The organism is Acinetobacter thutiue, assembly GCF_030385805.1.
In the GTDB taxonomy this organism is placed as follows: domain Bacteria; phylum Pseudomonadota; class Gammaproteobacteria; order Pseudomonadales; family Moraxellaceae; genus Acinetobacter; species Acinetobacter corruptisaponis.
In genome coordinates this window covers 355,382-368,439 of sequence record NZ_JAUDZE010000001.1, presented here as the reverse complement: position 1 = coordinate 368,439, position 13,058 = coordinate 355,382, and the positions used below count along the sequence as shown (strand labels likewise).

At 44.3% G+C, this 13,058-nt stretch carries 9 protein-coding genes; 4 read left to right on the top strand and 5 right to left on the bottom strand.

The window, feature by feature from the left end:
* The first annotated feature begins 130 nt into the window (after positions 1–130).
* Both QTA56_RS01790 and QTA56_RS01785 read left to right on the top strand, forming a co-directional pair.
* Entirely contained in the window at positions 131–1,321 is a 1,191-nt protein-coding gene (locus tag QTA56_RS01790) for an efflux RND transporter periplasmic adaptor subunit (protein ID WP_267979238.1), read from the top strand.
* Position 1,322: 1 nt separating this feature from the next.
* A complete protein-coding gene (locus QTA56_RS01785; RefSeq protein WP_267979237.1) occupies positions 1,323–4,475 on the top strand; it encodes an efflux RND transporter permease subunit in 3,153 nt (1,050 codons plus the stop codon).
* Between the two features lie 60 nt (positions 4,476–4,535).
* Here QTA56_RS01785 and QTA56_RS01780 read toward each other — a convergent pair whose 3' ends face one another.
* The 3 genes from QTA56_RS01780 to msrB all read right to left on the bottom strand — a co-directional run bounded on the left by QTA56_RS01780 (position 4,536) and on the right by msrB (position 6,088).
* On the bottom strand, positions 4,536–4,988 hold the full coding sequence (locus QTA56_RS01780; protein ID WP_267979236.1) for a hypothetical protein: 453 nt from the start codon (positions 4,986–4,988) through the stop codon (positions 4,536–4,538).
* A 198-nt stretch (positions 4,989–5,186) separates the two neighbouring features.
* The gene (locus tag QTA56_RS01775) at positions 5,187–5,672 is read right to left on the bottom strand and encodes a glutathione peroxidase (RefSeq protein WP_267979235.1); all 486 of its coding nucleotides are present in this window, start codon (positions 5,670–5,672) and stop codon (positions 5,187–5,189) included.
* Positions 5,669–6,088, bottom strand: a complete 420-nt coding sequence (gene msrB / locus QTA56_RS01770) for a peptide-methionine (R)-S-oxide reductase MsrB (RefSeq protein WP_267979234.1) — start codon at positions 6,086–6,088, stop codon at positions 5,669–5,671. The genes QTA56_RS01775 and msrB overlap by 4 nt, the downstream gene beginning before the upstream one ends.
* Positions 6,089–6,335: 247 nt before the next feature.
* Here msrB and QTA56_RS01765 point away from each other — a divergent pair, with 247 nt between their 5' ends.
* Positions 6,336–7,766 (top strand): pyridoxal phosphate-dependent aminotransferase, encoded by a 1,431-nt coding sequence (locus QTA56_RS01765; RefSeq protein WP_267979233.1) that lies wholly within the window; start codon positions 6,336–6,338, stop codon positions 7,764–7,766.
* Positions 7,767–8,082: 316 nt separating this feature from the next.
* Positions 8,083–9,207 carry a linear amide C-N hydrolase gene (locus QTA56_RS01760; RefSeq protein WP_267979232.1) on the top strand — a complete coding sequence of 375 codons (1,125 nt, stop codon included), beginning with the start codon at positions 8,083–8,085 and terminating at the stop codon, positions 9,205–9,207.
* A 68-nt stretch (positions 9,208–9,275) separates the two neighbouring features.
* Here the strand turns inward: QTA56_RS01760 and QTA56_RS01755 are convergent, their stop codons facing one another.
* Together QTA56_RS01755 and QTA56_RS01750 are read right to left on the bottom strand one after the other, a co-directional pair.
* Positions 9,276–11,699 carry a glucose/quinate/shikimate family membrane-bound PQQ-dependent dehydrogenase gene (locus QTA56_RS01755; protein ID WP_267979231.1) on the bottom strand — a complete coding sequence of 808 codons (2,424 nt, stop codon included), beginning with the start codon at positions 11,697–11,699 and terminating at the stop codon, positions 9,276–9,278.
* A gap of 15 nt (positions 11,700–11,714) precedes the next feature.
* On the bottom strand, positions 11,715–13,043 hold the full coding sequence (locus QTA56_RS01750; RefSeq protein ID WP_267979230.1) for a carbohydrate porin: 1,329 nt from the start codon (positions 13,041–13,043) through the stop codon (positions 11,715–11,717).
* Positions 13,044–13,058 lie beyond the last annotated feature (15 nt).

The following is a 13,058-nucleotide window of genomic DNA, read 5'->3' as shown; positions in this document are numbered from 1 at the left end:
TGAAGAAATTTGCACTCCCTATATAAAAGATAAGATACAGATTCAAAACTAATATTCATCTTTCTGTTTTAACCATCGGTTGAAATCTTCGTCTATACTTAAGCCATCAATTTAAATTGACTATGGAAAGATGACTTCTCAAACTCCCCAGAAAACAAAGAAAAAAGTTTGGTTCATTTTGGCAATCGTGATTGTATTGTTGCTTGTCGTATTCCTGCTCTGGAAGTCAGGCAGCTCAAACAAAACCGCTGCGACAGAAAAACCAAACAATGCAGAAACAACCGAACAAAAAGCTGCCTTAACGGTAACGGTCGTTCAACCTGAACAGCAAAACTGGAAGCAGACATTCACGGCAAATGGCAACATCGCAGCATGGCAAGAAGTGGTGATTGGGAGTGAATTGTCTGGTCAGCGCCTTACTCGCGTCAATGTCAATGTCGGTGATGAGGTTAAACGCGGACAGATTTTGGCAGAGATTAACAGCGATACCATACGTGCCGATTTGACGGCGGCCAAAGCCAGCTATGCCGAAGCTCAGGCGGTACTGGCTGATGCCGTGACCAACAATAAGCGAATTCAGCAGCTCAAGAATACAGGTGCAATCTCGGCTCAGGAATCGACTCAATATCAAACCTCGCAAGCTACTGCCCAAGCCCGATTGGATGCTTCTAGAGCACAGATTGAAAGCTATCAACTACGTTTGGCACAAACTCAGGTGATCTCACCTGACAATGGTGTGATTTCAGCCCGTACCGCAACTGTCGGTTCTTTGGCTCAGACTGGACAGGAACTGTTCCGCCTGATTCGGGATCATCGTCTGGAATGGCGTGCGGAAGTCACCACTTCGGATTTGTATAAACTCAAGCAAGGAATGAATGCGCGTATTTTCTCGCCTGATCCTGCCCAGCCTGCCATTACAGGTAAGGTTCGGATGATTGCCCCTGTGATCGATCCTCAAACCCGCTATGGATTGGTCTATGTTGACTTGCCAGCCACTCAGGCGGTTCGTATGGGCATGTTTGTAAAAGGTGAATTTGATTTAGGTGAGAAACAAGCACTGACCATTCCACAAACCGCCTTGTTGTTACGCGACGGCTTTGCCTATGTGTTTATCGTGGGTAACAACAATCGTGTGGCACAGCAAAAAGTGACTGTTGGGCGACGTTTGGCTGATCGTGTTGAGATTCTGGACTTACCTGCAAATGTAAAACTGGTTGCGTCTGGTACAGGTTTCCTCACCGATGGTGATTTAGTGACTGTCGCAAAAGACATCCCTGATACGCCATTGACCAAACAACTTGTGACCACACAGGGGAATTAAAATGAATTTCTCTGCCTGGTCAATCCGCAATCCTATTCCAGCCATTTTATTATTTATTATGCTGGGATTGACGGGTCTAATGTGTTTTAAATGGATGAAAATACAGCAATTTCCCGATATTGAATTGCCAATGGTGACTGTGACCGCAGCCCTGCCAGGTGCTGCTCCACCACAGCTGGAAACTGAAGTTGCCCGTAAAATTGAAAATTCAATTGCAACCTTACAAGGTCTAAGAAACCAGTACACCAATATTCAGGATGGTGTGGTTACCGTTACAGCCGAGTTCCAACTGGAAAAACCGCTGCAAGAGGCAGTGGATGACGTTCGTAATGCGGTTTCTCAGGTGCGTTCAGACTTGCCTGCCGATTTACGTGACCCCATTGTCAGTAAAATCAATTTATCAGGTTCACCTATTCTAACCTATACCATCCAGTCGCCAAAAATGGATGAAGAGGCATTGTCATGGTTTGTGGACTATGATATTTCCCGCGCCATGCTACAGGTTAAGGGTGTAGGTGCAGTCGCCCGTGTGGGCGGTGTTACCCGTCAGATTGAGGTTGAGCTTGACCCTGAAAAATTACTGGCCCTGAATGCCACCGCAACCGATATTACCCGACAACTGCGATTAATCCAGCAAGATGCATCAGGTGGTCAAACCAAGATTGGCGGTAGTGAACAGTCCATTCGTACCATTGCAACGGTAAAAACAGCCGAAGAAATTGGGGCAATGGATATTGCACTCAGTGATGGCCGTCATATCCGTCTTGATCAGGTCGCAACCATTCATGATGGTATTGCCGAACGCCGTTCTGCTGCATTGCTGAATGGACAGCCTGTGATTGGCTTTGAAATTACCCGTAGTAAGGGTGCCAGTGAGGTTGATGTTGAAAAGGGTGTGGTCGAGGCATTGGATAAACTCAAGGCTGCACATCCAGACATTAAGATTACAGAAGCATTTAACTTTGTTAAACCCGTTGCTGACAACTATGAAGGTTCGATGTCACTGCTTTATGAGGGTGCCATTTTAGCCATCTTGGTGGTATGGTTGTTCCTACGTGATTGGCGTGCAACCATTATTGCCGCAACCGCCCTACCATTGTCAATTTTACCAGCCCTGATTGGGATGTACTTTTTTGGTTTCACCCTCAATACAGTTACCCTGTTGGCGATGTCGCTGGTGGTCGGGATTCTGGTCGATGATGCGATTGTTGAGATTGAGAATATCATTCGACATCTCAGGATGGGTAAAACACCGTATGAAGCGGCAATGGAAGCTGCCGATGAAATTGGGCTTGCCGTGATTGCCACCACATTTACCCTGATTGCCGTATTTTTACCGACCGCCTTTATGAGTGGTATTGCTGGTAAATTCTTTGTGCAGTTTGGCTGGACAGCAGCATTGGCAATTTTTGCCTCCTTGCTCGTGGCACGTTTGCTTACCCCAATGATGTCTGCCTATATCCTTAAACCCTGGGTCGGCAAAGTTGAACCTCATGAAGATACTGACCAACCTGCCAATGATCAAGGTACAGCGACTTTAGCGAAAGACCGTGCCAAAGATGGCAAAGTTATGCGTGGCTATATGCGTCTGGTAACGTGGTGTTTAAACCATCGCTGGATCACGCTGTTTGGTGCAATCGCCTTTTTTATTGGCTCAGTTATGCTGATTCCACTATTACCAACAGGATTTGTGCCACCACCCGACACTGGACAAACGCAGGTACGTCTGGAATTGACCCCAGGTTCACAATTTGCTGATACTTTAAAAACAGCAGAATATGCACGAAGCTTAATTAAGGATCATCCTGAAATTAAAAGCATCTATACTACCATTGGTGGAGGTGCAGCAGGAAGTGACCCTTTTGCTGGTGGTGCATCTAGTGAACCTCGTAAAGCGACTCTGACCATTCAAACCACTGAACGTGCTGACCGCAGTGCCAGCCTGCAAGACATTGAAGACCAGATTCGTCAACGTTTAGCACCATTGCCAGGCGCCCGAATTCAGGTCGGTCTGGCGGGCAATAATAGCCAATATCAACTGGCACTTTCAGGTGATGACCCTGAAGCTTTGATGTCAACAGCCCGCGCACTGGAACGTGAATTACGCACCATTCCGAATATTGGCAGTATTACTTCAAGTGCGGCACTGATTCGTCCTGAACTGGTGATTCGCCCTGATTTTGCCAAAGCCGCAGATTTGGGTGTGACCACTTACGATATTGCGGAGACCCTGCGAATCGCAACTGCGGGTGACTTTGACCAAAATCTGGCAAAACTCAACCTTTCACAGCGTCAGGTGCCTGTGGTGATTAAATTGCCTCTTGCTGCCCGTCAGGATCAGGAACTGATTAAACGCCTCATGATCAAGGGTAGTCATGGTCCTGTCATGCTGGGAACGATTGCCGATGTGAATATTGAAAGTGGACCATCACAGATTGACCGCTTCAACCGTCTGCGTAATATCAACTTTAATATTGAGCTCAACAACCAGCCTTTGGGTGATGTTGCAGCGAAAGTTGATCAATTACCAACCATGAAGAATCTACCACCTACAGTAAAACGTACCAATATTGGTGATGCTGAAGTGATGCAGGAATTATTCTCAAGCTTTGGCTTGGCAATGCTGACGGGTGTACTGTGTATTTATGTGGTGCTGGTGCTTTTATTTAAGGACTTTTTACAGCCAATCACCATCTTGGTGGCATTACCGCTGTCTTTGGGTGGCGCTTTCGTGCTGTTACTTTTGGCAAAAAGTAGCTTTTCAATGCCAAGCTTAATCGGTTTGATCATGCTGATGGGAATCGCAAGTAAAAACTCAATTCTCTTGGTGGATTACGCCATTATTGCCAGAAAAGAACGAGACTATTCACGTTTCAATGCCCTGCTTGATGCCTGCCATAAACGTGCCCGCCCCATTATCATGACTACGCTGGCAATGGGTGCAGGTATGTTACCAATTGCATTAGGTATTGGAACTGATCCAAGCTTCCGTGCACCAATGGCAATTTCAGTGATTGGTGGATTGATTACCAGTACATTCCTGTCTTTACTGGTGATTCCTGTGGTCTATACCTTTATTGACGATATTAACCGTAAGCTTCATGGATTGAGGAAAGTAAGTGAACCTATTACTGTAAAATCTCCAAATTTATAAAGCAAAAAAGAGACGATTTTATAATCGTCTCTTTTTTTAGGGGATTTTCAAATAAAGAATTTAATTCGAGTTTGGAAAATAACCAAAGTTAAGTAAGGATGTGGTTGCAGTAATAGGCACTACAACTATCCAAACCTCTCCCGTAGGTAACTTCCATTCAGCCCGAGCGGAAAGCCCATATTCATTTGCTACACGCCTATTTGCAGCTACACCATATCGGGATTGAAAACCCTCAAATATCTGGTTAAATGCTTTTAAATTTGATTCGTTTGAATCATTCATAGGCCCAGAGAAGTTAACACGGTGAAACCTATCCCCTAGAAAAAAGAAATTTGCGGCAAATTTCTTTCCTGCAACATTGACTGGACTGACCTGTAATAGTCCACGGGCACCATTGCTCAGAGAGGAATAATCCCCATTCTTGGCTTGTGGCACCATACGTTGAACCTCAGCAACACTCAAACCACTTTTTAAGTTTGTCCATAAGTTTGGAGATGCGGAACCCATCGCCATTTTGGTTGACTTACTTTTGGTTTCACATGGACTCTGTTGATAACTTATTTTCCCCGCATTCTCACACTTATACACTTCTGCATGAGAAAAAGAGGAAACACCTATACAAAGCGTAGCAACCATCCATATGTTTTTTCTTAGCAATAAAAGCTTTGGATTCATATTGATTAAGCAAAGACTCATCGTTTAATCTCTGCTCTATGCCTTTAATGCTTTCTCAATATCCGCTTCCAAAGCCTCAGGCTTGGTAGTCGGTGCGTAACGTCCTAAAACCTCACCATTACGTCCCACGAGGAATTTGGTGAAATTCCATTTAATGTTTTGGCTTCCCAAAATGCCTTTTGCCTCTCGGGTTAAAAAACGAAAAATGGCATGTGCTTCAGGCCCTTTTACATCAACCTTGGCGAACATTGGAAAATTAACCCCATAGTTACGTTGGCAGAACGCCCCTATTTCTTTATTTGTTCCTGGGTCTTGCCCACCAAACTGGTTACATGGAAACCCCAAAATTTCCAGACCCCGTGGTTTATATTTTTCATAGAGTTTTTCAAGTCCTGCAAACTGTGGGGTAAAACCACACTTGCTTGCAGTGTTTACAATCAGCATGACCTTGCCTTTATAGTCGGCGAGCGCCTTTATATCTCCCTCTAACAATTCAGCTTCAAACTGATAAATGTTACTCATGGATATGTTTCCTCGTCGTTCTTTTCTTGTGTTTTAAGTTGTAGTGATGCTGAATTAACGCAATAGCGCAATCCTGTCGGCTGCGGGCCATCCTCAAATACATGCCCCAAATGCGCGTCACAATCATGGCAGACAATTTCCGTTCTGACCATACCATGCGACAAATCTTCGTGTTCTTCTATTGCAGTGCTGTCAAGTGGTCTAAAAAAGCTCGGCCAGCCACACCCGCTATCATATTTGGTGTCCGAGGAAAATAGTTCCGCACCACAGCAACGGCACACATAGGTTCCATGCTGCTTAGTGTTCCAGTATTGTCCAGTGAAAGCAGGCTCTGTGCCTTTTTGACGGGTAATCCGATATTCTTCTGGTGACAGTTCTCTTTGCCATTCTCGGTCAGTTTTATTGACTTTTCCCATGACCTGCTCCTTTTATTCTGTATTTTAAAAGTATTTGGTGATCAGTTTTTATATTTACGCGATTCCCAATAAAAACTCTAGTCTATCGCTGCAAAATTTATAACAAATTAAACATTTACCCCACAAATAGCAAATAGTAAGCAAAATAGGTTTTATGGTGAGCATTTTATTTATAGGTTTATCTTTCAAGTAAGCAAAGATGATGCTATGCTGATACCACACCGCTGTCTGTTGTACAGGACAAAAAATGTCGCAAAAGAAAAGTGTGGTTTTTCAAAACCTATTGCCAACCATCAGACAATATCAACAATTGGGTTTTACCCATGAAAAAATTGTTGAATTACTGAGAGATCAGCATGATCTTGATCTGGTTACCGTTGAAACCTTTAAAAGTTATTTATACCGATATGCAAAAGTGAATCCAGCTATGTCTAAAAATACTGCTATTCCCCACTCCGCTCAAACCACTAGAGAAATCAGGAAATCCTCTAAGCTTGAGCATGTTTGTTACGACATTCGTGGACCAGTATTACGCGCCGCCAATGAAATGGAAGAGCAAGGACATAAGATCATCAAGCTGAATATCGGTAATCCTGCGCCTTTTGGTTTTGAAGCCCCACAAGAGATTATCAACGACGTTGCCTTAAACCTGCCAAATGCGATTGGCTACACTGACTCCAAAGGTATTTTCCCTGCACGCAAGGCAATCTGCCAGTATTACCAGCAGAAAGGCATTTTTGATATGCATGTCAATGATGTGTATGTCGGCAATGGTGTGTCTGAACTGATCGTGATGGCGATGCAGGGTTTGCTGGATGACGGCGATGAAATGCTGGTGCCAATGCCTGACTACCCATTGTGGACAGCGGCAGTCAACCTTTCAGGGGGTACGGCAGTTCACTATAAATGTGATGAAGAGAACTACTGGTATCCTGACATTGCCGATATGGAAAGCAAAATCACGCCAAATACGCGTGGGATTGTGGTGATTAATCCAAACAACCCGACAGGCTCAGTCTACCCTCGCCATGTATTGGAACAGATTGTTGCCCTGGCAAAAAAACATGACCTGATTCTGTTTGCTGATGAAATTTACGACAAAATCATTTATGACGGAATCGAGCATGTCGCATTGGCGGCACTGGCAGGCGAACAGTTATGTATTTCGTTTAATGGTTTATCCAAAGCATATCGTATTGCGGGTTACCGTGCTGGATGGATGGCGATTACAGGTGACAAAGCACGTGCGGCAGACTATATCGAGGGTCTGGACATGCTGGCTTCCATGCGTCTGTGTGCCAACCATCAGGCGCAATATGCCATTCAGACTGCGTTGGGTGGTTATCAGTCCATTAATGACCTGATCCGTCCAGGTGGGCGTTTATATGAACAACGCAATATTGCATGGGAAATGTTGAATGAAATTCCTGGTGTCAGTTGTGTTAAACCTGATGGTGCCATGTACTGTTTCCCTAAACTTGACCCAGAAATTTACCCAGTTGAAGATGACGAAAAATTCATGCTGGATTTATTAAAGGCTGAAAAAGTTTTACTGGTTCAGGGCACGGGCTTTAACTGGCCAACACCTGACCATTTTCGTGTGGTATTTCTACCTGCCGAAAATGAGCTACGTGAGGCAATTAACCGTTTAGGCCGTTTCCTCGCTAAAATACGTTAAGACCATCTCCAATCCCCCTTTGATACATAAGGGGGATTTTTTATATTTAAAATAAAATTTTTACACTACTTATTATCTTAAAACATAAGAATAATAATCAGCTTAAAACACATATTCATTAAAATAATAAAAAATTCATTTTAAATAAAATCTAAATTGATTTATTAAAAATCCGTGAATTGACTTTAAAAATATCATCTGCTAGTTTTCAGGCTCATCTGATCTTATTAATTTTTAGAAAATCTATATAATAAGATTAGATAATAAAGCCAACAAACAACAATGGCTCATTCCAATAATCAAAAGAGAAAATAATATGTGTACCGAGTTTATCCTACCCCAAACCACAGGTTACCGCATTTCTGGACGCACCATGGATTTTGCCGCCACCTTTACATGGCAATTGGCAGCTATTCCACTGGCAACTTCCTTAAAGGCGATTGATACCCTCAGCCCATCTGCTCCTGCCTATCAATGGCAGGCAAAATATGGATTTATGGGGATTGGTATAAAACTGCCACTGAATATACTGGATACCAAATTATGCGATGCCATGAATACCGAGGGGTTTTCTGCTGCCGCACTATGGTTACCACCCTCCCTTTATCCTAAAAAGGCTGATGCTCCGCAAAATGCCAAGCTGATTTCCGCACTGGATATTTGTGGCTGGGCAGCCTCCAACTATTCCTCGGTTGAAACTTTAAAAAATGATTTATATGCAATTCAGCAAGGTAAACCCACTTCATTAGGTGAAGTATTATATTTCTGGGATCCACTACAATTTTCTGAACAAAGTGAATTAAATAAAACTGATGAGCTTAAAAACCTCATTCCCATCCATTTCCAGTTCCATGATAAAACTGGGGCGAGTCTGGTACTTGAATTTAGGGATGGGCAATTATCCATTACCGATAATACCGATATTGGTGTCATGACCAATACCCCATTTATTGAATGGCATCGTACCAATCTGGAAAACTATCTCGGTGTAACCAATGTCGAAACAGCCAGTAAAACCATTATAGGCATGAATGTTAACCGAGCAGGCAATGGCGGTGGTTCAATTGGCCTGTCCTCATCTGCGCTACCATCAGACCGTTTTCTACGCACAACCATGACCTTGAACTATTCAATTCCGTGGTTGAATCAGGCTAAACGTCCAAGTAATACTGCTGCAATTGCACATGCGATGAATGTGATTAAGGGCATTTATGTCACCCGTGAACAATGTATAGAGCAAGCTGACAATATCAAGGGTGACTATACCCAATGGGAAATTGTCCGTGATCATAATAATCAGGTGTTCTATATTGCCACAACTGCAAGTCTGGGTTTCTGGCAGGTGAATTTTTCAGATTATCAACTGGGGCAAAATGCCCAACCACAGTTTGCGGTGATCTCTGACGCAACACAGATGCCTGTTCTGACTGCTTCCGCTTAATTTCCTGAAATAATAAAAAACGGCAACCACTCATGATTGCCGTTTTATGTTGCTTAATCATTCAAGGTTTAGTTCAGGCTATAAGCAATCACATAATCGCCATGATCAGGGGATTGACGAGCACCGCCCGCAGTGATCATCACATATTGTTTACCGTTTTTAGGTGAAACATAGCTGATCGGTGTACCCTGGCTACCCACAGGCAGGCGTGCTTTCCAAAGCTCCTTACCTGAAGATGAATCCAATGCGCGCAGGTAATAGTCTTGAGTTGCGGCAAAGAATACCAAACCACCCTGTGTTGCCATTGGACCACCAATGGTTGGCATGCCAATCGGCACAGGCAAGCCCATCTTAATTCCCATTGGACCCGTATCCTGCACTGTTCCCATTGGCACTTGCCATGCAACCTGACGGGTTTTCATATCAATTGCAGTCATGGTGCCATACGGCGGTTTTTGACATGGAATCATCAGCTTCGACCAGAAACGGTCTTTATTCACCTTGTATGGTGTGCCTTTCATTGGTACGGCGCCCATACCTGTGTTGACTTTTTCACCACCATTCGCCTGCACAGCCAAGTCTTCTGGGGTTTGTTCAATCAACTGAATCCATAACCCTAAACGCATGTCATTGACAAACATATATTGATGACTTGGATCAAAGGCGATACTGCCCCAGTTCATACCACCCAAAGAACCTGGGAAGCTGAGCGAAACATCTGTACCTGGCGCGGTAAACAAGCCCTCATAGCGCATGGTTTTAAAGTTTATACGACACATTAACTGATCAAATGGCGTTGCACCCCACATATCTGACTCAGTTAGGGTTTGGTTGCCAATTTGTGGCATTTCAACTGAACGAGGTTGTGTTGGGCTGTATTGTTCACCTTTAATATCCGCAGGTTTTACAGGCTGCTCAACCACTTTGGTTAAAGGCTGGCCTGTGGCTCGATCCAGTACAAAGAACTGACCTGATTTGGTTCCAATCACCACAGCAGGTTTATTGCTGCCATCTTGCATTGGGAAATCGACCAGACTTGGCTGCATTGGCAAGTCAAAGTCCCAAAGATCATTATGAACTGTCTGATAGACCCACTTTTCCTTTCCTGTAGTCGCATCTAAAGCAAGAACGGATGAGTTGTATTTATGGTCCAATGGTTGACGGTTTCCACCCCAGACATCCACAGATGAGCTACCCATTGGCAGGAATACGGTATTCATTTGCGGATCATAAGACATTGCTGCCCATGAGTTTGCCGAACTGCGTTTATAGGTTTCACCCTCTTTTAACACGTAGTTTGGATCAGGATTGCGTGGATCAAACGCCCAGCGTAATTCACCTGTAATGACATCGTAGGCACGAATAACACCACCAGGCATATCTGCGGCAAAGTTATCGGCAATACGGCTACCCACCACAATCACACTACCTGCAATGGTTGGTGCAGAAGTGACTTCAAAGCGTGGCGCTGTTGTACCCTCACCCAAGCCTTTCAGTAAGTCCACTGTTCCATCGACACCAAAGTCTTTACAGCGTTCACCCGTATCAGCATTCACCGCAATTAAGCGACCATCTGGCGTATTGGTATATACACGGCGTAAACATGAGGTATTGCTTGCCACTGCATTTACAGGGGTTGCACCTGCCAATGTTGGCTGTACCAACGGCTGAGTTGAGTCAAAATAGGCAACACCACGACAACGCTCCCATGCATCCGACTTGGAGTTGACCTCAGCTTTCCAAAGCTGCTTACCTGAATCGGCTTCCAGAGCAAAAATATTGTTATGTGGCGTACACAAAAACAGCTTGTTGCCGACCTGTAACGGGGTCATCTGATCTTCCGCCCCATTACCTGTACCCGTAGTGAAATCACCCGTACGGAAACGCCAGGCTTCTTTTAACTGATGTACATTGTCACGGGTAATTTGGTCCAATGCGGCAAAGCGGCTACCACCTGAATCCTGCCCATAATGTTCCCAGTTGGTTTGCCTCATGTCTGTCCTGACAGGAACCAAGGGTAATTTCTCACCCAATGCCGCAACAGTTGGATGTGGCTGGAACATTTGATAAAGTCCGATCACCATTCCCAAAACAGTCAACACACCTAAGCCATAGGCGGGTAAATCCGCACTTGGTTGAAACTGATAACGGCGAATGGCAGGCAAGGTAAACATCAGTGCCGCAAAAACGCCTGCGGGGAACATCAATCTTGAGAATAAAGGCCAGAACTCCCAGCCTGCATCAAACAAGGACCAAACAATTGTTCCGACAAAAACCAGACTGAATAACCATACCCCAAGTGCATTTTTCTTAAAAATGAAAAATGCCGAGGCAAGGGTTAATAAACCAGCGATCACGAAATACCATGATCCTCCGAGTGTCGCCAGCTTAAAGCCACCGAGTGTAAAAAACAGTCCAGTCAGCAACAAAGCCAGTCCTAGAATAAAACACCATATTTTCAGTATGGTATGTGAGCCTGTAGATTCAGACATAGCTCATACTCCTTTTTAGAAATTCACACGCATACTTAAACCCGCAACCCACGCATCATTCACCTCTTTAACACCAGCAGGTTGATGAATGTATTGCAGGTTTGGTCTGAGCATCACCGCAGGTGACCATTGATAGGTATAGTTCAACTCAACATTGAGTTCATCACGCTGAACAGGTACATAGTCGGCTGCAAGCACATCATATTGGTCATAACCACGACTGGTATTGGTGGCAATTTGACGGTCTTTATAACGATCATTGACCAGATAATTGGCAACACCAAAACCGATGGAATCATTGGGACGGCTATCAAATGCACCTCTGTACCAGAACGCAAGCTGTTGGGTGCTTTGCACAGCCGTGGTGGCCTTATCATTGATCACAGCATTAAAACTGGCGAATAAGCCACGTTTTGGATCGCCATCTTTTTGTGTAAGCTGTTGCTGGGTATTCAACCAAAAGCTGTGTTTGCCATCATGGATTTTGCCTGCTGTGGCAATGTCATTGGCTTCAGCAGTGGAATATAGCGCACCAACCTTATATTCACCTGCCAACCCATTAAAGGCTGCCAACTTTGGTCGCCATGCCAGTTCTACTGGAATGGTTGCGCCTTTGACATGATCCATATCCAAGTTAAAACCATCACTGTCTTTGTCAGTTTTGGTATTGTCAGGATTGACCTCATAAACACCAACACCAAGTGTCCATTCAGGTGCAAATTGATATTTAACATTGGTTCCCCATAGTCCTACAGGGAGGTTGTACCAAATCGAACCAATGGATTTTCCAAGCTGTCCACCACATAACAGCAGGTTCTGGAATTCACACTGCGAGCCATTGAAGTCGTCAGACATGCCCATGCGTCCAATCTTGAATTGAACAGTATTGTCAGCAAATCCTGTTTTCACCCATGCCTGGGTTAAACGCCAGATTTTGCCGCGTCCGTAGATTTCCTGCGAATTGCCTAATGCACTGGAACGCGGATCTTTAATTCGATCAAGGGTCAGGGCATTGCCATCACGCTTGGTAATTAAAATATTGGCTGTGGTATTTTTCCAGCCCACGATTTTTTCCAGATCAAAATTCGCGCCCAAAGCCAGTTGAGCCGCATTTTTAAAGGCATTGTCATCATTATAGCCACCATCCAGATGGGTTGCCGATTGACTCATCATCGCTGCGGTAAATTTATAACCGTCTTTTTCAAGTTGTTGGCGCTGTCCATTCCAGTCACCCAATAACCATTGACGGTCTTGAGACCACGGCTGATCAGCAAAACTGCTTTGCACCGCACAGATGGCAATCGCTAGACAGCTCATTTTCAGGAGTAAAGAATGTGTATTCATGTCAAAATCTCCCTA

Bases quoted from the DNA above. Each gene is read 5' to 3' on its own strand.
- QTA56_RS01790 (WP_267979238.1), top strand. From the start codon at position 131: ATGACTTCTCAAACTCCCCAGAAAACAAAGAAAAAAGTTTGGTTCATT.
- QTA56_RS01785 (WP_267979237.1), top strand. From the start codon at position 1,323: ATGAATTTCTCTGCCTGGTCAATCCGCAATCCTATTCCAGCCATTTTA.
- QTA56_RS01780 (WP_267979236.1), bottom strand. From the start codon at position 4,988: ATGGCGATGGGTTCCGCATCTCCAAACTTATGGACAAACTTAAAAAGT.
- QTA56_RS01775 (WP_267979235.1), bottom strand. From the start codon at position 5,672: ATGAGTAACATTTATCAGTTTGAAGCTGAATTGTTAGAGGGAGATATA.
- msrB (WP_267979234.1), bottom strand. From the start codon at position 6,088: ATGGGAAAAGTCAATAAAACTGACCGAGAATGGCAAAGAGAACTGTCA.
- QTA56_RS01765 (WP_267979233.1), top strand. From the start codon at position 6,336: ATGTCGCAAAAGAAAAGTGTGGTTTTTCAAAACCTATTGCCAACCATC.
- QTA56_RS01760 (WP_267979232.1), top strand. From the start codon at position 8,083: ATGTGTACCGAGTTTATCCTACCCCAAACCACAGGTTACCGCATTTCT.
- QTA56_RS01755 (WP_267979231.1), bottom strand. From the start codon at position 11,699: ATGTCTGAATCTACAGGCTCACATACCATACTGAAAATATGGTGTTTT.
- QTA56_RS01750 (WP_267979230.1), bottom strand. From the start codon at position 13,043: ATGAATACACATTCTTTACTCCTGAAAATGAGCTGTCTAGCGATTGCC.